Origin of the sequence: Arthrobacter sp. NPDC057013 (genome assembly GCF_042674585.1) — a bacterium.
GTDB lineage: Bacteria > Actinomycetota > Actinomycetes > Actinomycetales > Micrococcaceae > Arthrobacter.
In genome coordinates this window covers 584,456-605,145 of sequence record NZ_JBHUSE010000001.1, presented here as the reverse complement: position 1 = coordinate 605,145, position 20,690 = coordinate 584,456, and the positions used below count along the sequence as shown (strand labels likewise).

At 62.2% G+C, this 20,690-nt stretch carries 30 protein-coding genes; 1 reads left to right on the top strand and 29 read right to left on the bottom strand.

Annotation, left to right across the window (positions count from 1 at the left end):
- Positions 1–132: 132 nt before the first annotated feature.
- The 26 genes from rpmJ to rpsJ all read right to left on the bottom strand — a co-directional run bounded on the left by rpmJ (position 133) and on the right by rpsJ (position 14,955).
- Entirely contained in the window at positions 133–246 is a 114-nt protein-coding gene (gene rpmJ / locus ACFTSA_RS02840) for a 50S ribosomal protein L36 (protein ID WP_009358722.1), read from the bottom strand.
- 69 nt (positions 247–315) lie between these two features.
- Positions 316–537, bottom strand: a complete 222-nt coding sequence (infA, locus tag ACFTSA_RS02835; RefSeq protein ID WP_011775571.1) for a translation initiation factor IF-1 — start codon at positions 535–537, stop codon at positions 316–318.
- Between the two features lie 169 nt (positions 538–706).
- Positions 707–1,741: a P1 family peptidase gene (locus ACFTSA_RS02830; RefSeq protein WP_377949456.1), complete on the bottom strand. Its 1,035-nt coding sequence runs from the start codon at positions 1,739–1,741 to the stop codon at positions 707–709.
- 167 nt (positions 1,742–1,908) lie between these two features.
- Positions 1,909–2,736, bottom strand: a complete 828-nt coding sequence (gene map / locus ACFTSA_RS02825; protein ID WP_377949454.1) for a type I methionyl aminopeptidase — start codon at positions 2,734–2,736, stop codon at positions 1,909–1,911.
- 127 nt (positions 2,737–2,863) lie between these two features.
- Entirely contained in the window at positions 2,864–3,433 is a 570-nt protein-coding gene (locus tag ACFTSA_RS02820) for an adenylate kinase (RefSeq protein WP_331572399.1), read from the bottom strand.
- Positions 3,434–3,438: 5 nt separating this feature from the next.
- The gene (gene secY / locus ACFTSA_RS02815; protein WP_377949452.1) at positions 3,439–4,749 is read right to left on the bottom strand and encodes a preprotein translocase subunit SecY; all 1,311 of its coding nucleotides are present in this window, start codon (positions 4,747–4,749) and stop codon (positions 3,439–3,441) included.
- 196 nt (positions 4,750–4,945) lie between these two features.
- Entirely contained in the window at positions 4,946–5,431 is a 486-nt protein-coding gene (gene rplO, locus ACFTSA_RS02810) for a 50S ribosomal protein L15 (RefSeq protein WP_377949449.1), read from the bottom strand.
- Positions 5,431–5,637 (bottom strand): 50S ribosomal protein L30, encoded by a 207-nt coding sequence (gene rpmD / locus ACFTSA_RS02805; protein WP_377949446.1) that lies wholly within the window; start codon positions 5,635–5,637, stop codon positions 5,431–5,433. Before rpmD ends, rplO begins: the two co-directional genes overlap by 1 nt.
- 3 nt (positions 5,638–5,640) lie before the next feature.
- Positions 5,641–6,357: a 30S ribosomal protein S5 gene (rpsE, locus tag ACFTSA_RS02800; protein WP_306924872.1), complete on the bottom strand. Its 717-nt coding sequence runs from the start codon at positions 6,355–6,357 to the stop codon at positions 5,641–5,643.
- On the bottom strand, positions 6,354–6,737 hold the full coding sequence (gene rplR, locus ACFTSA_RS02795) for a 50S ribosomal protein L18 (protein ID WP_003803763.1): 384 nt from the start codon (positions 6,735–6,737) through the stop codon (positions 6,354–6,356). Before rplR ends, rpsE begins: the two co-directional genes overlap by 4 nt.
- A 2-nt stretch (positions 6,738–6,739) precedes the next feature.
- Positions 6,740–7,276: a 50S ribosomal protein L6 gene (gene rplF, locus ACFTSA_RS02790; RefSeq protein ID WP_003803764.1), complete on the bottom strand. Its 537-nt coding sequence runs from the start codon at positions 7,274–7,276 to the stop codon at positions 6,740–6,742.
- A gap of 18 nt (positions 7,277–7,294) precedes the next feature.
- The gene (gene rpsH / locus ACFTSA_RS02785; protein WP_018769139.1) at positions 7,295–7,693 is read right to left on the bottom strand and encodes a 30S ribosomal protein S8; all 399 of its coding nucleotides are present in this window, start codon (positions 7,691–7,693) and stop codon (positions 7,295–7,297) included.
- 79 nt (positions 7,694–7,772) lie between these two features.
- Complete coding sequence (rplE, locus tag ACFTSA_RS02780; RefSeq protein ID WP_331572343.1) at positions 7,773–8,354, bottom strand: 50S ribosomal protein L5; 582 nt, start codon at positions 8,352–8,354, stop codon at positions 7,773–7,775.
- On the bottom strand, positions 8,354–8,713 hold the full coding sequence (gene rplX / locus ACFTSA_RS02775; protein ID WP_003803770.1) for a 50S ribosomal protein L24: 360 nt from the start codon (positions 8,711–8,713) through the stop codon (positions 8,354–8,356). The genes rplE and rplX overlap by 1 nt, the downstream gene beginning before the upstream one ends.
- 3 nt (positions 8,714–8,716) lie before the next feature.
- Complete coding sequence (rplN, locus tag ACFTSA_RS02770; RefSeq protein ID WP_003803789.1) at positions 8,717–9,085, bottom strand: 50S ribosomal protein L14; 369 nt, start codon at positions 9,083–9,085, stop codon at positions 8,717–8,719.
- 511 nt (positions 9,086–9,596) lie between these two features.
- Positions 9,597–9,902 carry a 30S ribosomal protein S17 gene (rpsQ, locus tag ACFTSA_RS02765; protein ID WP_377949441.1) on the bottom strand — a complete coding sequence of 102 codons (306 nt, stop codon included), beginning with the start codon at positions 9,900–9,902 and terminating at the stop codon, positions 9,597–9,599.
- Entirely contained in the window at positions 9,899–10,228 is a 330-nt protein-coding gene (rpmC, locus tag ACFTSA_RS02760) for a 50S ribosomal protein L29 (RefSeq protein ID WP_003803792.1), read from the bottom strand. The genes rpsQ and rpmC overlap by 4 nt, the downstream gene beginning before the upstream one ends.
- 2 nt (positions 10,229–10,230) lie before the next feature.
- Positions 10,231–10,647, bottom strand: a complete 417-nt coding sequence (gene rplP / locus ACFTSA_RS02755) for a 50S ribosomal protein L16 (protein WP_003803795.1) — start codon at positions 10,645–10,647, stop codon at positions 10,231–10,233.
- Positions 10,648–11,484, bottom strand: coding sequence for a 30S ribosomal protein S3 (gene rpsC / locus ACFTSA_RS02750; protein ID WP_003803796.1), 837 nt, complete (start codon positions 11,482–11,484; stop codon positions 10,648–10,650).
- Positions 11,485–11,850, bottom strand: a complete 366-nt coding sequence (gene rplV, locus ACFTSA_RS02745; RefSeq protein WP_003803798.1) for a 50S ribosomal protein L22 — start codon at positions 11,848–11,850, stop codon at positions 11,485–11,487.
- 38 nt (positions 11,851–11,888) lie between these two features.
- Positions 11,889–12,170: a 30S ribosomal protein S19 gene (rpsS, locus tag ACFTSA_RS02740; RefSeq protein WP_003803803.1), complete on the bottom strand. Its 282-nt coding sequence runs from the start codon at positions 12,168–12,170 to the stop codon at positions 11,889–11,891.
- Positions 12,171–12,182: 12 nt separating this feature from the next.
- On the bottom strand, positions 12,183–13,022 hold the full coding sequence (rplB, locus tag ACFTSA_RS02735) for a 50S ribosomal protein L2 (protein WP_003803804.1): 840 nt from the start codon (positions 13,020–13,022) through the stop codon (positions 12,183–12,185).
- Between the two features lie 29 nt (positions 13,023–13,051).
- Positions 13,052–13,357 (bottom strand): 50S ribosomal protein L23, encoded by a 306-nt coding sequence (gene rplW / locus ACFTSA_RS02730; RefSeq protein WP_003803807.1) that lies wholly within the window; start codon positions 13,355–13,357, stop codon positions 13,052–13,054.
- A complete protein-coding gene (rplD, locus tag ACFTSA_RS02725; RefSeq protein WP_003803809.1) occupies positions 13,354–13,974 on the bottom strand; it encodes a 50S ribosomal protein L4 in 621 nt (206 codons plus the stop codon). The genes rplW and rplD overlap by 4 nt, the downstream gene beginning before the upstream one ends.
- 4 nt (positions 13,975–13,978) lie before the next feature.
- The gene (gene rplC, locus ACFTSA_RS02720) at positions 13,979–14,629 is read right to left on the bottom strand and encodes a 50S ribosomal protein L3 (RefSeq protein WP_331572353.1); all 651 of its coding nucleotides are present in this window, start codon (positions 14,627–14,629) and stop codon (positions 13,979–13,981) included.
- A 17-nt stretch (positions 14,630–14,646) separates the two neighbouring features.
- Positions 14,647–14,955: a 30S ribosomal protein S10 gene (gene rpsJ / locus ACFTSA_RS02715; protein WP_003803825.1), complete on the bottom strand. Its 309-nt coding sequence runs from the start codon at positions 14,953–14,955 to the stop codon at positions 14,647–14,649.
- Between the two features lie 407 nt (positions 14,956–15,362).
- Here rpsJ and ACFTSA_RS02710 point away from each other — a divergent pair, with 407 nt between their 5' ends.
- Positions 15,363–16,811, top strand: a complete 1,449-nt coding sequence (locus tag ACFTSA_RS02710; protein ID WP_377949433.1) for a GH1 family beta-glucosidase — start codon at positions 15,363–15,365, stop codon at positions 16,809–16,811.
- 27 nt (positions 16,812–16,838) lie between these two features.
- Here ACFTSA_RS02710 and ACFTSA_RS02705 read toward each other — a convergent pair whose 3' ends face one another.
- The 3 genes from ACFTSA_RS02705 to fusA form a co-directional block, all read right to left on the bottom strand.
- Entirely contained in the window at positions 16,839–16,964 is a 126-nt protein-coding gene (locus ACFTSA_RS02705) for a hypothetical protein (protein WP_331572357.1), read from the bottom strand.
- A 154-nt stretch (positions 16,965–17,118) separates the two neighbouring features.
- Complete coding sequence (gene tuf, locus ACFTSA_RS02700) at positions 17,119–18,309, bottom strand: elongation factor Tu (RefSeq protein ID WP_003803827.1); 1,191 nt, start codon at positions 18,307–18,309, stop codon at positions 17,119–17,121.
- Between the two features lie 255 nt (positions 18,310–18,564).
- Positions 18,565–20,679 carry an elongation factor G gene (fusA, locus tag ACFTSA_RS02695; protein ID WP_377949429.1) on the bottom strand — a complete coding sequence of 705 codons (2,115 nt, stop codon included), beginning with the start codon at positions 20,677–20,679 and terminating at the stop codon, positions 18,565–18,567.
- Positions 20,680–20,690 lie beyond the last annotated feature (11 nt).

Here is a 20,690-nt window from a genome sequence, read left to right as displayed (position 1 = left end):
ACTTTCAGTGCGGCCCCAGCCTCCGACCGGGGGTTAGCTGTCCGGACTCTTTCTAGCTCAATGTCCCAGTTCAGCTTGTGCTGCCTTTATTTACTTGCGTGGGTTAGCAACCCAGGGATTCCCTGACGGGAATTAGCCCTGGCGCTGCTTGTGGCGCGGGTTCTCGCAGATCACCATGACCCGGCCGTTACGGCGGATCACTTTGCACTTTTCGCAGATCTGCTTGACGCTCGGCTTGACCTTCATGGCGTTCCTTTGCGTGATAGCAGTTGGGCCGTTGGAGCGGCCTTAGGCAATTGCCTGGCCACCCAACGTTTACTTGTAGCGGTAGACGATACGACCACGTGTCAGGTCATAAGGGCTCAGCTCCACCACTACGCGGTCCTCAGGAAGGATCCTGATGTAGTGCTGGCGCATCTTCCCAGAGATGTGTGCGAGGACCACGTGCTTGTTGGTGAGCTCAACGCGAAACATCGCGTTGGGCAGCGCCTCAGTCACTACGCCCTCGATCTCAATGACCCCGTCCTTCTTGGCCATATCCTCCGCTAACTGTTGTTTGCCACAGCCTTCGGGTTTGCACCATGAAAGACTGCGGACGTTTTTGATTTGATTGACCGTCGCCCTCCGGCCGCAAATGGGCGTGGCAGGGCAGACAACCAACATGCAACTCTACGGCATTAGGCCCGGAAAGTTAAATCCAGCCATGTTAGCGCATATTGCCCGGGTATGCACCAAATTCGCCGGCAGGGGTTGTCACCGGCTGGGCGCTGCTGACCCCGTCCAGGATGGCCAAACGTACGACGTCGGCTGCCGCACTCTGCAGGGTAATAAGACTTACCTGCCGGGCAGCTTCCGTGCTCCTGTCCAGCTCCCGGCCTCCGGTGGCTAGGCAGAACACGGTGTCCCCGTCGGCCAGGGTGTGGCTCGGATTCAGCGCCCGCGCCAGCCCCGCGTGGGCAGCCGAGGCGGTCCGATTGCACTCGGCCACATCCAGCACGGCATTCGTGGCGACTACGACGAGCGTGGTGTTGAGAGGTGGGCCAGGTTCCGTCCCACCGGCCGAAACCCGCTGCTCGGGTGTGCCAGGCCCACCCGACGCTTCCGGAACCAGCGGAAGGCCGAGCGCATTGACCACCGCTAACGCACCTACAACGACCGGTCCGCCTGTGGAGATGCTCTCCAGGGTGACCGACGCTGTGCCTACTCCCCCTTTGTACTTCCCCCGTCCGATGACGGCTCCGGTGCCGGCACCCACGTTGCCGCGTTCGACGTCGTGCCCTTCCGCTTGAGCCCCGGCGGACGCTGCCGCCGCATAGCCCATCTCTGCGTCCGGACGCGCCCTGAAGTCGCCGCCGCGGCCGAGGTCGAATATGGCGGCGGCCGGAACGATGGGCACCACACCTCCCGTCACGGCGAAGCCGCGGCCCTGTTCCTCGCACCAGCGCTGGACACCGTGCGCGGTCGCCAGACCGTAGGCGCTACCGCCGGTAAGCACCACGGCGTCCACGGTGCGCACCAGGGTGGTGGGATCGAGCGCGTCGGTCTCATGGGTTCCGGGCCCTCCCCCGCGGACGTCCACCGAACCGACTGTCCCCGCAGGGGGCAGGACCACCGTCACCCCACTCAGCCACCCGCCGTCGTGCTTCTGCTGGTGCCCCACGCGCACGCCCGGCACATCGGTAATCTTGCCCCGCGCCCCGGCTGCTTCGTTCGCTCCGTTGCCTGCTCCCATGGCTCCCATGGCTCCCATTCTGCCCCGCGACCTGACACGGCGACGCAGATACGTCCCCATGACGCGCAAAATCCCCGGCGACACCGGAATTCAAGTGTCGCCAGGGATTTTGCGTGTCGCCCGGCTAAAAGCGCGTCGCCCGGCTAAAAGCGCGTCGCCCGGCTAAAAGCGCGTCGTCACGGAATGGGGACCGGCACCACGCCGAGGGGTGCGAGCCGGGCTGCGCCGCCGTCGGGCGCCGACAGGACCCAGATGCCCTTCTCGTGCACAGCCACGGAGTGCTCCCACTGGCAGGAGCGCTTGCCGTCGGTGGTGACAACTGTCCAGTCGTCCTCCAGCACGGCCGTCTCGATGCCGCCGCGGACCAGCATCGGCTCGATGGCCAGGCACAGGCCGGGACGGATCTTCGGGCCGCGGTGGCTGGTGCGGTAGTTCAGCACATCGGGGGCCATGTGCATTTCGGAGCCGATGCCGTGGCCCACATAGTCCTCGAGGATGCCCAGGGGCTTGCCCGGCACGGAGGAGACATAGTCGTCAATGGCCGCGCCGATGTCACCTACGAACTTGCCCTTGGCCAGCCCGGCGATGCCGTGCCACATGGCCGTCTCGGTGACGTCGGAGAGGCGCTGGTCCTCAGGGTCCGGCGTTCCCACGATGACGGTCCGGGCAGAGTCGGAGTGCCAGCCGTTGACGATGCAGCCGCCGTCGATCGAGATGATGTCCCCGTCCTGCAGGACCTTCTCGCCGGGGATGCCGTGGACCACTTCCTCGTTGACGGACGTGCAGATGGTGGCGGGGAAGCCGTGGTAGCCCAGGAAGTTGGACTTGGCGCCCGCCTCCAGCAGCACCGCAGCGAAGACCTCATCCAGCTGCCGGGTGGTGACGCCCGGAGCTGCCGCGGCCACGGCCGCGTCGAGGGCACGGCTCAGGACGAGCCCGGCCTCGTGCATGGTGCGCATCTGGGCGTTGGTCTTGTATTCAATCCGTGGCTGGCCGAATGCCATCAGCGGTGTTTCCTCTCAATGTGCCCCTGCCTGGCAGGTTTCCGGATATGGAACCGAACGGCCGGGGCTAAAAGCCGGAGGCCCCTCCCCATGGTCCGGGAGGAGCCTCGCAGCGTTGGAACTAATTTCAGGCGGCCTGAGCCTCTTTGATGGCCTGCATGACGCGGTCGGTGACCTCGTCGATCTGGCCGATGCCGTCAACCTGGGTCAGGATGCCGCGTTCGGCATACTTGGCCACGACAGCCTCGGTCTGCTCGTGGTACAGGTCGAGGCGGTGACGGATGACGGCTTCGTTGTCGTCACTGCGTCCGGTTTCCTTCGCGCGGCCCAGCAGACGGGAGACGAGCTCCTCGTCGTCGGCGGTGAGCTGCAGGACGACGTCCAGCTTCTGGTCGCCGTCGGCCAGGATCTGGTCCAGGTAGTCAACCTGGGCGGTGGTGCGGGGGTAGCCGTCCAGCAGGAAGCCGTCCTCGACGTCGGCTTCGCTGAGACGGTCGCGGACCATCTTGTTGGTCACGCTGTCCGGCACGAAGTCGCCGTTGTCCATGTACTTCTTGGCTTCAACGCCGAGCGGCGTCTCGCCCTTGACGTTGGCGCGGAAGATGTCGCCGGTGGAGATCGCAACAACGCCGAGGCGTTCCGAGATGCGTTCCGCCTGCGTGCCCTTGCCCGAACCCGGTGGTCCGATAATCAACATTCTGGTCATCGCAATAGCCCTTCGTAGTGACGCTGCTGTAGCTGCGCGTCAATTTGCTTGACGGTTTCCAGGCCAACGCCCACCATGATCAGGATCGAGGTGCCACCGAACGGGAAGTTCTGGTTTGCGTTGATCAGCACGAGCGCCACCAGCGGGATCAGTGCCACGAAGCCAAGGTAGAAGGCTCCGGGCAGCGTGATCCGCGACAGGACGTACTGCAGGTAATCCGCGGTCGGCTTGCCGGCACGGATACCCGGAATGAAGCCGCCGTATTTCTTCATGTTGTCGCTGACCTCTTCAGGGTTGAAGGTGATCGCGACATAGAAGTAGGTAAAGAACACAATCATGGCGAAGTACAGCGCCATGTAAATGGGGTGGTCACCACGGGTCAGGTTGTTGTTGATCCACTCAACCCACGGCTGGATGGACTCCCCCGCCTTCGGCTGGTTGAACTGCGAGATCAACGCCGGCAGGTAGAGCATCGAGGAAGCGAAGATGACGGGAATGACGCCGGCCATGTTCACCTTGATGGGAATGTACGTGCTGGTTCCGCCCACAGTGCGGCGGCCGATCATCCTCTTGGCGTACTGCACCGGGATGCGGCGCTGGGACTGCTCCACGAAGACCACCAGGGCAACTGTCAGCAGGCCGATGATGATGACGATGAAGAACGTGCCCGGGCCCTGCGCGGACCAGATGGCGCCCAGCGACGTTGGGAAGCCGGCGGCGATGGCCGTGAAGATCAGCAGCGACATGCCGTTGCCGACGCCCTTCTCGGTCACGAGCTCACCCATCCACATGATGAGGCCGGTGCCGGCCGTCAGCGTGATGACGATGAGGATCGTGGTGATGACGCTCTGGTCCGGGATGATCGGAAGGTTACAGCCGGGCAGCAGCTGGCCGGAACGGGCCAGCGACACCAGCGTCGTGGCGTTCAGCAGGCCAAGCGCGATGGTCAGGTACCGCGTGTACTGCGTCAGCTTGGACTGCCCGGAGGCGCCCTCTTCGTACAGCTGCTGGAACCGCGGGATGACCACACGCAGCAGCTGCACAATGATGCTCGCCGTGATGTACGGCATGATGCCCAGGGCGAAGATGGAGACCTGCAGCAGTGCACCGCCGCTGAAAAGATTGACGAGCTGGTAGATCCCGCCCTGGGTCTGACCGTTCGACAAGCATTGCTGGACATTCTGGTAGCTCACACCGGGCGAGGGGATAAAGGCTCCCAAGCGGAAGATTGTGATGATTCCCAGCGTGAACAACAACTTGCGTCGCAGATCAGGCGTTCGAAACGCCCGGCCGAATGCGCTTAGCAAGCGTCCTCCTCAGTAATTAATAGGTCACGTGATGCAGGTCGATAAACCCAACAACCGAGTCTAACCGGTGATTGCGGCATGCGAACAATCCGGAAGACCCAAGGGGTATGAAAAAACTCCCGGCACAGGGGCCTCGGCCCCCGTGCCGGGAGTTTGCGCAGCGGGCAATTGCCCACCGGCTCCGGGAAGGAATCCCTTAGAGCGCGGTGGTGCTGCCGCCGGCTGCAGCGATCTTTTCAGTCGCGCTGGCTGAGAAGGCGTGGGCGGTGACGTCAACCTTGACGGTGATGTCGCCGGTGCCAAGCACCTTCACGGGCTGGTTCTTGCGAACGGCACCCTTTGCAACCAGGTCCTCCACGGTGACAGTGCCACCTTCCGGGAACAGCTCGTTGAGCTTCTCCAGGTTCACAACCTGGAACTCAACCCGGAACGGGTTCTTAAAGCCGCGCAGCTTCGGCAGGCGCATGTGCAGCGGCAGCTGGCCGCCGGCAAAGCCAGCCTTTACCTGGTAGCGGGCCTTCGTACCCTTGGTACCGCGACCGGCGGTCTTACCCTTGGAGCCTTCACCACGACCAACACGGGTCTTGGCGGTCTTGGCACCAGGGGCGGGACGCAGGTGGTGAACCTTCAGAGCGCTCTGCTTCTCAGCAGCTGCGGTCTCGGACGTGTTCTTCTCTGCCATTACTTCGCCTCCTCAACATTCACGAGGTGCGGAACCGTGTTGAGCATTCCCACGGTCACGGCGTCGGCGGTGCGGACAACGGTGTGTCCGATCCGCTTCAGGCCGAGGGACCGCAGGGTGTCGCGCTGGTTCTGCTTGGCGCCAATGACGCCCTTAATCTGGGTGATCTCCAACTTGGCGTCGGAGGGAATCAGGTTCTTAGCCATGACTTAGACTCCTGCCTTCTGGTTCATCAGAGCCTTCACCAGTGCCGGCGGAGCGATCTCGTCGAGCGGCAGGCCACGGCGTGCTGCCACGGCTGCCGGCTCTTCGAGGCGCTTCAGGGCGTCAACGGTCGCGTGAACGATGTTGATGGCGTTGGAGGAACCGAGCGACTTGGAGAGGATGTCGTGGATGCCCACGCACTCCAGTACCGCACGGACCGGACCACCGGCGATAACACCGGTACCGGCGGAAGCCGGACGCAGCATTACGACGCCAGCGGCGGCTTCACCCTGAACGCGGTGAGGGATGGAGTTGCCAACGCGGGGAACGCGGAAGAAGGACTTCTTGGCCTCTTCAACGCCCTTGGCGATAGCAGCGGGAACTTCCTTGGCCTTACCGTAACCGACGCCGACCAGGCCGTTACCGTCACCAACGACGACGAGTGCGGTGAAGCTGAAGCGACGACCACCCTTGACGACCTTGGATACGCGGTTGATGGTTACAACGCGCTCGATGAACTGGTTCTTCTCGGCTTCACGTCCGCCGTCGCGGCCGCCACGGCCACCACGGTCGCCGCGGCCCTGGCCACGGTCGCCACGCTCGCCGCGACGGGCGCCACCACGGCGGTCCTCGGTAGCGGGGGCAGTGGTCTCAGCAGCTGCGGCTTCGGTCGCCTTCTCTTCTGCAGACACAGTGTCCTTTTCCTTGTTTGCTTCGGTCACAGTGACAGCCCACCTTCGCGTGCACCGTCAGCGACGGCTGCAATCCGGCCGTGGTACTTGTTACCACCACGGTCGAAGACAACAGCTTCGACGCCGGCAGCCTTGGCACGCTCGGCGACGAGCTCGCCAACGCGCTTGGCCTTGGCAGTCTTGTCACCGTCGAATGCACGAAGGTCAGCTTCCAGAGTGGACGCGCTCGCTACGGTCTGGCCAATGGTGTCGTCGACAACCTGGACAAATACGTGGCGTGCGGAGCGGTTGACGACCAGGCGGGGACGTACAGCCGTTCCGGAGATGCGCTTGCGGATACGAAGCTGGCGGCGACTGCGCGAAGCAGACTTGCTCTTGTTCGTACGCTTCTTGTTAATGGCGATGGCCATGGTTACTTACCAGCCTTTCCGACCTTGCGGCGGATGACTTCGCCCGCGTAGCGGATGCCCTTGCCCTTGTACGGGTCAGGCTTGCGCAGCTTGCGAATGTTGGCAGCAACCTCGCCGACCTGCTGCTTGTTGATGCCTGAGACAGAGAGCTTGGTCGGTCCCTCTACTGCAAAGGTGATGCCGGCCGGAGCCGAAACGCTGACCGGGTGGCTGTAGCCGAGAGCGAACTCAAGGTCAGAACCCTTGGCCTGAACACGGTAACCGGTGCCGACGATTTCGAGCTTCTTCTCGTAGCCTGCGGTGACGCCCTGGATCATGTTGGCGATCAGGGTGCGGGTCAGGCCGTGGAGCGAGCGGGAGGCGCGCTCGTCGTTCGGGCGGGTGACGGTCAGGGTGCTGTCTTCCAGCGCAACCTCGATCGGGCTGGCCACAGTGTGGCTCAGCTCGCCCTTGGAACCCTTGACGCTGACGACAGAGCCGTCAACCTTGACCTCAACGCCGGCAGGAACGGTGATGGGGAGACGTCCAATACGTGACATTATTCTCTTCCTTTCCCGTTACCAGACGTAAGCGAGGACTTCGCCGCCCACGCCCTTCTTGCCGGCCTGCTTGTCAGTCAGGAGGCCGGAAGAGGTGGACAGAATTGCGATACCCAGGCCACCCAGCACGTGCGGCAGGTTGGTGGACTTCGCGTAAACGCGGAGACCCGGCTTGGAGATGCGACGGACACCCGCGATTGAACGCTCGCGGTTCGGACCGAACTTGAGCTCGAGGGTCAGCTTCTTGCCGACTTCAGCGTCCTCTTCCTTCCAGCCGGCGATGAAACCTTCGGCCTTGAGGATGTCAGCAACGCGAGCCTTGAGCTTGCTGTAAGGCATAGACACGGAGTCGTGGTATGCCGAGTTTGCGTTACGCAGGCGCGTAAGCATATCTGCGACAGGATCTGTCATAGTCATTTGGGCACTTGCCCTTCCTCGTAACGGTTTCCGCCGTCGTGGTTCAACACCGCGGCGGCCGGACCTTTTACGTAGTTAATTAAGCTTCGGTTTTGAACGGGAAACCAAGCGCCTTGAGCAGCGCGCGGCCTTCGTCGTCGGTCTTGGCGGTGGTCACAACCGTGATGTCCATACCGCGGGTGCGGTCGATGGAGTCCTGGTCGATCTCGTGGAACATAACCTGCTCGGTCAGACCGAAGGTGTAGTTGCCGTTGCCGTCGAACTGCTTGCCGCTGAGGCCGCGGAAGTCGCGGATACGGGGCAGGGCCAGCGTGACCAGACGGTCCACGAATTCCCACATGCGGTCGCCACGCAGGGTAGCGTGTGCACCAATGGGCATGCCTTCGCGCAGCTTGAACTGTGCGATCGACTTGCGGGCCTTGGTGACCTGCGGCTTCTGGCCGGTGATCAGGGTGAGGTCGCGGACAGCGCCGTCGATCAGCTTGGAGTCCTTGGCGGCATCTCCAACACCCATGTTCACTACAACCTTGACCAGACGGGGAACCTGGTTCACGTTCTCGTACTTGAATTCCTCAAGAAGCGAGCTCTTGATGGAATCGGCGTACTTGGTCTTCAGACGAGGAACGATCTTCGTTGCCGGAGTCTCGAGAGTCTCAGTCATTAGATGTCCTTCCCGGAGCTCTTGGCCACGCGGATGCGGACGGTCTTCTTGACGCCGTCCTTCTCTACGGTGTCGAGGCGGAAACCAACGCGGGTCGGCTTCTTGGTGGACGGGTCAACCAGAGCCACGTTGGAAACGTGGATGGGTGCCTCGACAACCTCGATGCCGCCGGTCTTGGTGCCGCGCTGCGACTGTCCGACCTTGGTGTGCTTGGTTACGCGGTTGATACCTTCAACCAGCACGCGGTTGGTGTCCGGGAACACACGCAGGACCTTGCCCTGCTTGCCACGGTCGCCGCCGCGCTCAGCCTTGGCGCCAGTGATGACCTGTACCAGGTCACCCTTCTTGATCTTAGCCATGGACTAGAGCACCTCCGGAGCCAGAGAAACGATCTTCATGAACTTCTTGTCACGGAGTTCACGACCAACCGGTCCGAAGATACGGGTACCGCGGGGGTCACCGTCGTTCTTCAGGATGACGGCTGCGTTCTCGTCAAACTTGATGTAGGAACCATCCGCACGGCGGCGTTCCTTCTTGGTACGGACGATGACAGCCTTGACGACGTCGCCCTTCTTTACGTTGCCGCCCGGAATTGCATCCTTGACGGTTGCGACGATGACGTCGCCAATGCCTGCGTAGCGACGGCCAGATCCACCGAGAACGCGAATGGTAAGGATTTCCTTAGCACCCGTGTTGTCGGCAACCTTGAGTCGCGACTCCTGCTGAATCACTATTTACTCCTTGCGTCGCGCCGGTTCTCAGACCGAATAACTTGCTACGGAATGAGCCTTGCGGAACGGTTGATCGGGGTGTCTCTTGACCTGACTGGATTTTGCCAGACCAGGCCTAAACGCCCGTGCCACAAACAGTTGCTTCCCAAGCCCATGAAGGCGCAAGGGGGCACTATGCCGTGGCACGATTGTTTACGAGGTTTGCTGTAGGCGCACAACAGGCGCCATACAAACTCAAAATCTTAGCACAGTTTGGGCCAGCCTCCATATCACCTCCCGCCGCTCCCCCGCAACGTACGGGGCTCCCCCTTAAAGCACGACGGCGTCACGCACGGCAGCCTTTTGGCCCGCCTGCCGCAGCACTCCCCCGGAAAGCCGGGTCGCCGCCGTCGTACGCATTCCATAAAACCTGCGCGGTGTGACGGAAACTCCCCGCTTAACGCGGAAACCCCCGCTCCCAAAGGGAACGGGGGTTACCGGCGCAGCTGCTGAAGCAGCGATGCTGCAGGTGTTACTTAGCCTTCTCGAGGATCTCCACGAGCCGCCAGTTCTTGGTGGCGGACAGCGGGCGGGTCTCGGCGATGACAACCAGGTCGCCGATGCCGGCGGTGTTCTGCTCGTCGTGTGCCTTGACCTTGGAGGTGCGGCGGATGACCTTGCCGTACAGGGCGTGCTTCACGCGGTCTTCAACCTGAACAACGATGGTCTTGTCCATCTTGTCAGAGACCACGTAGCCGCGACGCGTCTTACGGTAACCGCGCTGCCCAGCCGTAGCTGCCGTAGCAGTTTCCGTCACGTTCTCGTCCTTTTCACTCACTTGGCGTCCTCCTCGGTCTCAGCCTCGGCCGGCTTTTCAGCCTTCTTAGCTGCAGACTTCTTGGACTTCTTTTCTTCCTTGGCTTCCACAACCGGTGCGGCAACCTCGGCACGAATGCCCAGCTCGCGCTCACGGAGAACGGTGTAGATGCGTGCGATGTCCTTCTTTACCGCGCGCAGACGACCGTGGTTCTCCAGCTGTCCGGTGGCGGACTGGAAACGCAGGTTGAACAGCTCTTCCTTGGACTTGCGGAGTTCTTCAACGAGACGCTCGTTGTCGAAACCGTCCAGCTGTGCGGGTGCGAGATCCTTCGACCCTACTGCCATTTCTACTCACCACCTTCGCGACGCACAATGCGTGCCTTCAACGGCAGCTTGTGGATTGCCAGGCGCAGGGCCTCGCGAGCTACCTCTTCATTGACACCGGAGAGTTCGAAGAGAACCCGACCCGGCTTGACGTTGGCGACCCACCACTCCGGCGAACCCTTACCGGAACCCATGCGGGTTTCGGCAGGCTTCTTGGTCAGCGGACGGTCCGGGTAGATGTTGATCCAGACCTTACCGCCACGCTTGATGTGGCGGGTCATCGCGATACGGGCAGACTCGATCTGACGGTTCGTGACGTATGCCGGGCTCAGAGCCTGGATGCCGTACTCACCGAAGGAGACCTTGGTGCCGCCCGTGGCAGCGCCGGAACGACCCGGGTGGTGCTGCTTACGGTGCTTGACTCGACGTGGGATAAGCATTTAAGCCTGTCCTCCTTCTGCTGCCTGTGCCGGTGCTGCTGCCTCGGCTGCCGGAGCTGCAGCAGCAGGAGCTGCGTCGGCTGCCGGACGGTCGTTACGACGGCGGCGGTCACCACGGTCAGCGCCACCCGGGCGGCCCGGACGGTCGCCGGAGCGGCCACGGGACGGAGCAGCAGCTGCCTGCTGAGCCAGTTCCTTGGAGGTGACGTCACCCTTGTAGATCCAGACCTTCACGCCGATGCGGCCGAAGGTGGTCTTGGCTTCGTAGAAGCCGTAGTCGATGTTCGCGCGGAGGGTGTGCAGGGGCACACGGCCTTCGCGGTAGAACTCCGAGCGGGACATTTCTGCGCCACCCAGACGGCCCGAGCAAGCGATACGGATACCCTTGGCACCGGCACGCTGTGCGGACTGCATGGCCTTCTTCATCGCACGGCGGAATGCCACGCGGGAAGTCAGCTGTTCTGCAACACCCTGGGCAACAAGCTGGGCTTCCATCTCGGGGTTCTTGACCTCGAGGATGTTCAGCTGAACCTGCTTGCCGGTGAGCTTTTCGAGCTCGCCACGGATGCGGTCTGCCTCGGCGCCGCGGCGGCCGATGACGATGCCCGGACGTGCCGTGTGGATGTCCACGCGGACACGGTCACGGGTGCGCTCGATCTCAACCTTGGCGATACCGGCGCGCTCCATGCCCGTGGACATGAGCTGGCGGATACGGATGTCTTCGCGAACGAAGTCCTTGTACCGCTGACCGGACTTGGTGCTGTCAGCGAACCAGTGCGATACGTGATCGGTGGTGATGCCGAGTCGGAACCCGTGCGGGTTTACTTTCTGTCCCACTTAGCGAGCCTCCTCTTTCTCCGGGGTAGCGACTACCACGGTGATGTGGCTGGTGCGCTTCTTGATCTGAAATGCACGACCCTGAGCACGCGGCTGGAACCGCTTCATGGTCGGGCCTTCATCAACAAACGCTTCGCTGATGATGAGGTCACCTTCGTCGAACGCAACACCGTCGCGGTCCGCGAGGACGCGGGCGTTGGAGATTGCCGACTGAACTACCTTGAATACCGGCTCCGAAGCTGCCTGGGGGGCAAACTTCAGAATTGCCAGAGCCTCGTTCGCTTGCTTTCCACGAACAAGGTTGACGACGCGCCGGGCCTTCATAGGCGTTACGCGGATGTGGCGCGCAATTGCCTTGGCTTCCATTGCTTTCCTTCTCTCGTCTTTGACGTAAGTGCAGGCGCCTAGCGGCGCTTGCCCTTACGGTCGTCCTTGACATGGCCGCGGAATGTCCGCGTGGGAGCGAATTCGCCGAGCTTGTGCCCGACCATCGACTCGGTGACAAACACCGGGATGTGCTTGCGTCCGTCGTGCACGGCGATCGTGTGCCCGAGCATGTCGGGGATGATCATCGAGCGGCGGGACCAGGTCTTGATGACGTTCTTGGTGCCCTTTTCGTTTTCCCTTGCGACCTTCACAAAGAGGTGCTGGTCAACGAAAGGACCTTTTTTCAGGCTGCGTGGCATGTGTCCAGGCTCCTATCGCTTGTTCTTGCCAGTACGACGGCGACGAACAATAAGCTTGTCGCTCTCTTTGTTGGGACGGCGGGTACGGCCTTCAGGCTTACCGTTCGGGTTGACCGGGTGACGACCACCGGAGGTCTTACCTTCACCACCACCGTGCGGGTGGTCAACCGGGTTCATGGCGACACCACGGACGGTCGGGCGAACGCCCTTCCACCGCATACGGCCGGCCTTGCCCCAGTTGATGTTCGACTGCTCGGCGTTGCCGACCTCGCCGATCGTGGCGCGGCAGCGCACGTCAACGTTGCGGATTTCGCCGGAGGGCAGACGCAGCTGGGCGAAGCGGCCTTCCTTGGCGACGAGCTGAACAGAAGCACCGGCGGAACGGGCCATCTTGGCACCGCCGCCCGGGCGCAGCTCAACCGCGTGGATAACAGTACCCACGGGGATGTTGCGCAGGGGCAGGTTGTTGCCAGGCTTGATGTCAGCGTTGGCGCCGGCTTCCACGAAGTCGCCCTGGGAGAGCTTGTTCGGGGCGATGATGTAGCGCTTGGTGCCATCAACGTAGTGCAGGAGGGCGATGCGAGCCGTGCGGTTCGGATCGTACTCGATTTCGGCAACGCGGGCGTTGACGCCGTCCTTGTCGTGCCGACGGAAGTCGATCAGACGGTACTGGCGCTTGTGTCCACCACCCTTGTGACGGGTGGTGATCTTACCGGTGTTGTTACGGCCGCCCTTCTTGGGCAGCGGACGTACCAACGACTTTTCCGGCGTCGACCGCGTGATTTCGGTGAAGTCAGCTACGCTCGAGCCGCGGCGGCCCGGCGTAGTCGGCTTGTATTTACGGATTCCCATAATTCATTTCCTCGTTAAAGTGGTCTCCGCTACGCGAGCGGACCGCCGAAGATGTCGATAGTGCCTTCTTTGAGGGTCACAATGGCACGCTTGGTGCTCTTGCGGGTGCCCCATCCGAATTTGGTGCGCTTGCGCTTACCGGCACGGTTGATGGTGTTGATCGATTCGACCTTGACGGAGAAGATCTTCTCCACGGCCAGCTTGATCTCGGTCTTGTTCGAGCGGGGGTCCACCAGGAAGGTGTACTTGCCCTCGTCGATCAGGCCGTAGCTCTTTTCCGAGACGACGGGTGCAAGCACAACATCGCGCGGGTCTTTGATGGTGGCTGCGCTCACTTGGCATCCTCCTCGTTCTTTGCAGCCTTGTCAGCAACGAATGCTTCGTAGGCAGCCTTGGTGAAGACTACGTCGTCGGAAACGAGCACGTCGTAGGTGTTCAGCTGGTCCACGTACAGGACGTGAACTTCGGCGAGGTTGCGCACGGACAGTGCAGCAACGTCGTTCGCACGCTCGATGACGACCAGCAGGTTCTTGCGCTCGGAAACTCCGCGCAGGACTGCCAGTGCTGCCTTGGAGGACGGCTTGTCGCCGGCAACCAGTTCAGAAACGACGTGGACGCGGCCGTTGCGGGCGCGGTCAGAGAGAGCGCCGCGCAGGGCAGCAGCAATCATCTTCTTGGGGGTCCGCTGGCTGTAGTCACGCGGGGTGGGCCCGTGGACGACGCCACCGCCGGTCATGTGAGGAGCGCGGATCGAACCCTGACGGGCGCGGCCGGTACCCTTCTGCTTGAACGGCTTGCGGCCTGCACCGGAAACTTCGGCGCGGGTCTTGGTCTTGTGGGTGCCCTGGCGAGCAGCAGCGAGCTGGGCAACGACGACCTGGTGCAGCAGCGGCACGTTGGTCTGAACGTCGAAGATCTCTGCAGGCAGGTCAACCTTGACAGTGTTAGCCATTGAACTAGGCTCCCTTCACGGCGGTGCGTACGAGTACGACCTGGCCGCGGGCACCGGGAACGGCGCCCTTGATCAGGAGCAGCGACTTCTCGACGTCAACCGCGTGGACCGTGAGGTTCAGCGTGGTGTGACGAACGGCGCCCATGCGGCCGGCCATTTTCATGCCCTTGAAGACGCGGCTCGGGGTGGATGCTCCACCGATAGAACCGGGCTTACGGTGGTTCTTGTGGGCACCGTGGGAAGCTCCAACGCCGTGGAAGCCGTGACGCTTCATAACACCGGCGAAGCCCTTACCCTTGGTGGTGCCAACGACGTCGATCTTCTGGCCGGCTTCGAAGACCTCTACGGAGAGCTCCTGGCCCAGCTCGTACTCAGCAGCATCTGCGGTACGGAGTTCGACGACGTGACGGCGAGGCGTGACGCCTGCCTTTTCAAAGTGACCAGCCAGCGGCTTGGTGACCTTGCGGGGATCGATCTGGCCGTAGCCGATCTGAACGGCGACGTAGCCATCAGTCTCTGCGTTGCGCAGCTGGGTGATGACGTTCGAGTCAGCCTGGACAACAGTGACGGGGATGAGCTTGTTGTTCTCGTCCCAGACCTGGGTCATGCCGAGCTTCGTGCCCAGCAGGCCCTTTACGTTACGGGTTGCGGTCATAGTCTCTCAGCACCTCCCTACAGCTTGATTTCGATGTTCACGTCGGCCGGCAGGTCGAGACGCATGAGCGAGTCAACAGCCTTGGGCGTGGGGTCGATGATGTCGATCAGACGCTTGTGCGTGCGCATTTCAAAGTGCTCGCGGCTGTCCTTGTACTTGTGGGGAGAGCGGATAACGCAGTACACGTTCTTCTCCGTGGGCAGCGGCACCGGGCCGACTACCGTTGCGCCTGCGCGCGTGACCGTCTCAACGATCTTCCGTGCTGAAACGTCAATGACCTCGTGGTCGTATGACTTCAGCCGGATGCGGATTTTTTGTCCCGCCATGTCGCCTGACTCTCTTTCAGTAATTGCTGCTCTGTTTACTTGCGTGTTGTATGGCTGCCGAAGCATTTGAAGTCGTGACTACCATCCGCCGCACAAGCTGAATCCGGATGAATCCGGGTTCCTCAACCTGCCGGCGCACCCGACCCCCGCGGTCGGGCGTGTCGCGCTGTGCAAGACGCACGAGCCCGCATTTCCTTGGGGGTGGGTTATGTTTGGGCTTCGACCTGGACCCTGACACCCGGCATTATCCGGATCGGGACGCGAAGAAGCGCTTGAACAACTCAACTAGTATGCCGGAATTTGTCCGAGGATGCGAATCGGGCCTTTTCAGCCGCCGGTCCCTCCGGCCCGGCTCCGCAACCGGGGCCGCCATTGCCGCCCCGAGTCTCCGGTTGGATGATGGGTGGATGGCCGTGCAGAACGCCGACGCCGGCAATTCCGCTTGGGTGGAAAACCTCGCCGGACGCCTGCGCCCGGATTTCACGCTCGGTGTTGCTGCCGCCGCCTTCCAGATCGAGGGCGCCCTCGCTGCGGATGGCCGCGGGCCGTCGGGCTGGGATGCCTTTGCGGCGAAGCCCGGCAACATTCTCGACGGGCATTCGCCGGCGGTGGCCTGTGACCACTATAACCGTGTTCCGGAGGACGTTGCCCTCATGCGCGAGCTCGGCATCGACTCGTACCGCTTCTCGATCTCCTGGCCCAGGATCCATCCGGAGGGCCGTGGCGCCGCCAACCCGCGGGGCCTGGACTTCTACGACCGGCTGGTTGACCTGCTGCTGGCGGCCGGCATCTCCCCCATGGCCACGCTTTACCACTGGGATACTCCGCTGCCCCTTGAGCACAGCGGCGGATGGATGAACCGTGCTACGGCCGGGCGCTTCGCGGAGTACGCGGCCGCTGCCGGCAAGCGGCTCGGTGACCGGGTGGCGCAGTGGGTCACGCTCAACGAACCCGTATCCGTCACGCTGAACGGCTATGCCCTTGGCGTCCATGCGCCAGGCCGCGACCTGCTGTTCAAGGCGCTGCCATCGGTCCACCACCAGCTGCTCGGCCACGGGCTCGCGGTACAGGCCCTGCGCGCCGCCGGCGTGACCGGGACCATCGGCGTCACCAACCTGCACTCCCCCGTGCGCCCTGCGACCCGGCGGCTGGCGGACGGGGTGTTGGCCAAGGTCTGCGACCTTGTCCTCAACCGCGTGTACGCCGATCCCATCCTCCTGGGACGCTACCCTGCACCGCCGCTTGCCGCACGCCCCTGGTTCAGGTTCTTATCCCGGACGTCCGACGACGACCTCCGCCTGATCAGCCAGCCACTCGACTTCTACGGGGTGAACTACTACTACCCGGTCCGTGTGGCCGCGGGACATGGCCCGCCGGAGACACCAACGGGCAACGCACAGGCCATGGCGCGGGTACCGTTCCACTTTGCGGCCTTTCCCGAATATGCCACCACCGGATTCGGGTGGCCGGTGGCCCCGGACCTCCTGGGCATCCTGCTGCGGGAGCTCAAGGACAGGTACGGGGATGCTTTGCCGCCGATATACATCACCGAGAGCGGCGCAAGCTTTCCGGAACCCGAGCACGTCACCGGCCCGATCGCGGACTCGCGTCGGATCGATTACCTGGCACACCACCTGGACCAGGCGGTGAACGCCACGTCGCCCGGCGGCATCGCGCACGACGTGCAGCTTCTCGGCTACTTTGTCTGGACGCTCATGGACAACTTCGAGTGGGCCGCCGGGTACTCACAGCGCTTCGGCCTGGTGCACGTGGATTTCGAGACCCTGAAGCGGACGCCCAAGAAGTCCTTTTATTGGCTGCAGGCACTCACCCGGGCACGGCCACGCGCAGCGTGACGCACTGCGGACTGGTTCCCGTCGGACCTACTGGTTCTTGTTCGCCCGGTTGATGCGCTTGGCGCGTTCAATCTCGTGGCGGAAGTGCTTCTTCGTCCAGACAACGCCCACCACTACGGCGGCAACCACCAGCAGGAAAATAAGCCAACCCATGATGCTCCCTCTTTGCCACGTATCTGTCGCGAGCACTAACCCTATCAGGGGCACCCTCGGCAAAGGTGGGCCGCCGACACAAAAACAGCCCCGCTGCGAGTAGCAGCGGGGCTGTTTTCGAAGATCAGGCCGTTAGGCCTGCAATCAACAAGAGTTACTTGATGATCTTGGTGACACGTCCCGAACCAACGGTGCGGCCGCCTTCACGGATAGCGAAGCCGAGGCCCTCTTCCATAGCGATCGGCTGGATCAGCGCAACGGTCATCTCGGTGTTGTCACCGGGCATAACCATTTCAGTGCCTTCCGGCAGGGTGATAACGCCGGTCACGTCCGTCGTACGGAAGTAGAACTGCGGGCGGTAGTTCGAGTAGAACGGGTTGTGACGTCCGCCTTCGTCCTTGGAGAGGATGTAGACGTTAGCCTCGAAGTCGGTGTGCGGGGTGATGGAACCCGGCTTGACGACAACCTGGCCACGCTCGACGTCGTCGCGCTTCAGACCGCGGAGCAGCAGGCCACAGTTCTCGCCGGCCCATGCTTCGTCGAGCTGCTTGTGGAACATCTCGATACCGGTAACCGTGGTCTTCTGGACCGGGCGGATGCCGACGATCTCGACCTCGGAGTTGATGGCGAGGGTTCCACGCTCGGCGCGGCCCGTAACAACGGTGCCACGGCCGGTGATCGTGAAGACGTCTTCGATCGGCATCAGGAACGGCTTGTCGCGGTCACGTACGGGGTCCGGAACGGACTCGTCGACAGCAGCCATCAGGTCCTCAACGGACTTGACCCACTCCGGGTCGCCTTCCAGGGCCTTGAGGCCGGAAACGCGGACAACGGGTGCTTCGTCGCCATCGAAGCCCTGCGAGCTCAGGAGCTCACGAACTTCCATTTCAACGAGGTCGAGGAGTTCCTCGTCGTCAACCATGTCTGCCTTGTTCAGCGCGACCAGCAGGTAGGGAACACCAACCTGGCGGGCGAGCAGAACGTGCTCGCGGGTCTGAGCCATCGGACCGTCAGTAGCGGCAACCACGAGGATTGCGCCGTCCATCTGAGCAGCACCGGTGATCATGTTCTTGATGTAGTCAGCGTGACCCGGAGCGTCTACGTGTGCGTAGTGGCGCTTCTCGGTCTGGTACTCAACGTGGGAGATGTTGATGGTAATGCCGCGCTGACGCTCTTCCGGAGCAGAGTCGATCGACGCGAAGTCACGCTTCTCGTTGAGAGTCGGGTACTTGTCGTACAGCACCTTGGAAATGGCGGCCGTCAACGTCGTCTTACCGTGGTCAACGTGACCGATGGTACCGATGTTAACGTGCGGCTTAGTCCGCTCGAACTTTGCCTTTGCCACAGGTTCCTCCTAGAACGTTTTTCAAATGGCTTACCTTCGACCGCGCTTATCGCGGCAGAAACTCCAGTAAGTCTACTTGGGGGCTTTGGATTGGTGAAATTGCAGATTCAGGAACTAATACTAGTGCCTAGAGCCTGTTCGTGCTGATGGCCGGAACCGGGCCGGAACCAGCGTTCCGGCCATCCGCACTAAGTGTGTTCCGCAGGGGAAACGCACCGGGTTTTTCGCAGCTTGTCGCGTGGACAGTCCTGGGGACTATTCGCCGCGGGACTTCTGGATGATCTCGTCGGCAACTGCCTTCGGGACCTCGGCGTAGCTGTTGAACGTCATGGAGTACACAGCGCGGCCCTGGGTCTTCGAGCGTAGGTCACCGATGTAGCCGAACATGCCGGACAGCGGTACGTGTGCGCGGACAACCTTGACGCCCTGGGCATCCTCCATGGACTGCATCTGGCCACGGCGGGAGTTGAGGTCACCGATAACTTCACCCATGTATTCCTCAGGGGTGCGGACCTCAACATCCATCAGCGGTTCGAGCAGAACAGGGTTCGCCTTGCGTGCGGCTTCCTTGAAAGCCATACGGCCGGCGATCTTGAACGCCATTTCCGAAGAGTCAACATCGTGGTAGGCGCCGTCGATCAGCGTTGCCTTGATGCCAACAACCGGGTAACCGGCCAGGACACCGTCGTTCAGTGCGTCCTGGATGCCGGCGTCGACCGACGGGATGTACTCGCGGGGAACGCGGCCACCGGTGACCTTGTTCTCGAACTCGTACAGCTCGCCTTCCGCAGTGTCCAGCGGCTCGATCGCGATCTGGATCTTTGCGAACTGGCCGGAACCACCGGTCTGCTTCTTGTGCGTGTAGTCGTGACGCTCAACGGCACGCTTGATGGTTTCGCGGTAAGCAACCTGCGGCTTGCCAACATTGGCCTCGACCTTGAACTCGCGGCGCATGCGGTCCACCAGGATGTCCAGGTGGAGCTCGCCCATGCCGGCGATGATGGTCTGGCCGGTGTCTTCGTTGAGGGAGACCTGGAAGGTCGGGTCCTCAGCGGAGAGCTTCTGGATGGCCGTGGAGAGCTTCTCCTGGTCACCCTTGGTGTTGGGTTCGATGGCAACCGAGATCACGGGCTCCGGGAAGCTCATGGACTCGAGGACGATCTGGTTGCTGGAGTCGCACAGGGTGTCGCCCGTGGTGGTGTCCTTCAGACCGATCGCTGCGTAGATGTGGCCGGCGGTGGCGCCCTCAACAGGCATTTCCTTGTTGGCGTGCATCTGGAACAGCTTGCCGATGCGCTCCTTCTTGCCCTTGGTGGAGTTAACCACCTGTGCGCCTGCTTCCACGTGACCGGAGTACACGCGGATGAAGGTGAGCTGGCCGAAGAACGGGTGCGCAGCAATCTTGAACGCCAGAGCGGAGAACGGCTCTTCCGCGGACGGCTTGCGGGTCAGTTCCTTCTCTTCGTCGCGGGGATCGTGACCGATCATCGGCGGGACGTCGAGCGGGTTCGGCAGGTAGTCGACGACTGCATCGAGCATCGGCTGAACGCCACGGTTCTTGAACGCGGAACCGCAGAACACCGGGTAGAGCTCGGAGTTGATCGTCATCTTGCGGATGCCGGCCTTGAGTTCGTCGATGGTGAGTTCTTCACCCTCGAGGTACTTCTCCATGAGTTCTTCGGAGGCCTCTGCAACGGTCTCCACGAGGGTCGAACGGTATTCCTCGGCCTTGGCCTTGAGGTCTTCCGGGATCTCGCGGATTTCGTACTTGGCGCCCATGGTCACGTCGCCCTTGGCATCGCCGGGCCACACCAGTGCGCGCATGTAAAGCAGGTCCACGACGCCGATGAAGTCGTTCTCGGCACCGATGGGCAGCTGCATGACCAGCGGCTTGGCACCCAGGCGGCTGATGATGGTGTCTACGGTGAAGTAGAAGTCAGCGCCGAGCTTGTCCATCTTGTTGACGAAGCAGATGCGCGGAACGTTGTACTTGTCAGCCTGGCGCCAAACGGTCTCAGACTGCGGCTCAACGCCTTCCTTGCCATCGAAGACGGCAACTGCACCGTCGAGGACGCGCAGGGAGCGCTCAACCTCAACCGTGAAGTCCACGTGGCCCGGGGTGTCGATGATGTTGATCTGGTTGTTTTCCCAGAAGCAGGTCACGGCGGCAGACGTGATGGTGATGCCGCGTTCCTTTTCCTGTTCCATCCAGTCAGTGGTCGAAGCGCCGTCGTGCGTTTCGCCAATCTTGTGGTTCACACCTGTGTAGAACAGAATGCGCTCGGTGGTGGTGGTCTTGCCGGCATCGATGTGGGCCATGATGCCGATGTTGCGGACCTTACTAAGGTCTGTAAGCACGTCCTGTGCCACGGTGTCTCCCT

What these genes read in the sequence shown, in the direction of transcription:
- rpmJ (WP_009358722.1), bottom strand. Translation starts at nt 246, where the DNA reads ATGAAGGTCAAGCCGAGCGTCAAGCAGATCTGCGAAAAGTGCAAAGTG.
- infA (WP_011775571.1), bottom strand. Translation starts at nt 537, where the DNA reads ATGGCCAAGAAGGACGGGGTCATTGAGATCGAGGGCGTAGTGACTGAG.
- ACFTSA_RS02830 (WP_377949456.1), bottom strand. Translation starts at nt 1,741, where the DNA reads ATGGGAGCCATGGGAGCAGGCAACGGAGCGAACGAAGCAGCCGGGGCG.
- map (WP_377949454.1), bottom strand. Translation starts at nt 2,736, where the DNA reads ATGGCATTCGGCCAGCCACGGATTGAATACAAGACCAACGCCCAGATG.
- ACFTSA_RS02820 (WP_331572399.1), bottom strand. Translation starts at nt 3,433, where the DNA reads ATGTTGATTATCGGACCACCGGGTTCGGGCAAGGGCACGCAGGCGGAA.
- rplO (WP_377949449.1), bottom strand. Translation starts at nt 5,431, where the DNA reads ATGGCAGAGAAGAACACGTCCGAGACCGCAGCTGCTGAGAAGCAGAGC.
- rpmD (WP_377949446.1), bottom strand. Translation starts at nt 5,637, where the DNA reads ATGGCTAAGAACCTGATTCCCTCCGACGCCAAGTTGGAGATCACCCAG.
- rplR (WP_003803763.1), bottom strand. Translation starts at nt 6,737, where the DNA reads ATGGCCATCGCCATTAACAAGAAGCGTACGAACAAGAGCAAGTCTGCT.
- rplF (WP_003803764.1), bottom strand. Translation starts at nt 7,276, where the DNA reads ATGTCACGTATTGGACGTCTCCCCATCACCGTTCCTGCCGGCGTTGAG.
- rpsH (WP_018769139.1), bottom strand. Translation starts at nt 7,693, where the DNA reads ATGACTATGACAGATCCTGTCGCAGATATGCTTACGCGCCTGCGTAAC.
- rplE (WP_331572343.1), bottom strand. Translation starts at nt 8,354, where the DNA reads ATGACTGAGACTCTCGAGACTCCGGCAACGAAGATCGTTCCTCGTCTG.
- rplX (WP_003803770.1), bottom strand. Translation starts at nt 8,713, where the DNA reads ATGGCTAAGATCAAGAAGGGTGACCTGGTACAGGTCATCACTGGCGCC.
- rpmC (WP_003803792.1), bottom strand. Translation starts at nt 10,228, where the DNA reads ATGGCAGTAGGGTCGAAGGATCTCGCACCCGCACAGCTGGACGGTTTC.
- rplP (WP_003803795.1), bottom strand. Translation starts at nt 10,647, where the DNA reads ATGCTTATCCCACGTCGAGTCAAGCACCGTAAGCAGCACCACCCGGGT.
- rplV (WP_003803798.1), bottom strand. Translation starts at nt 11,850, where the DNA reads ATGGAAGCCAAGGCAATTGCGCGCCACATCCGCGTAACGCCTATGAAG.
- rpsS (WP_003803803.1), bottom strand. Translation starts at nt 12,170, where the DNA reads ATGCCACGCAGCCTGAAAAAAGGTCCTTTCGTTGACCAGCACCTCTTT.
- rplB (WP_003803804.1), bottom strand. Translation starts at nt 13,022, where the DNA reads ATGGGAATCCGTAAATACAAGCCGACTACGCCGGGCCGCCGCGGCTCG.
- rplD (WP_003803809.1), bottom strand. Translation starts at nt 13,974, where the DNA reads ATGGCTAACACTGTCAAGGTTGACCTGCCTGCAGAGATCTTCGACGTT.
- rplC (WP_331572353.1), bottom strand. Translation starts at nt 14,629, where the DNA reads ATGACCGCAACCCGTAACGTAAAGGGCCTGCTGGGCACGAAGCTCGGC.
- rpsJ (WP_003803825.1), bottom strand. Translation starts at nt 14,955, where the DNA reads ATGGCGGGACAAAAAATCCGCATCCGGCTGAAGTCATACGACCACGAG.
- ACFTSA_RS02710 (WP_377949433.1), top strand. Translation starts at nt 15,363, where the DNA reads ATGGCCGTGCAGAACGCCGACGCCGGCAATTCCGCTTGGGTGGAAAAC.
- ACFTSA_RS02705 (WP_331572357.1), bottom strand. Translation starts at nt 16,964, where the DNA reads ATGGGTTGGCTTATTTTCCTGCTGGTGGTTGCCGCCGTAGTGGTGGGC.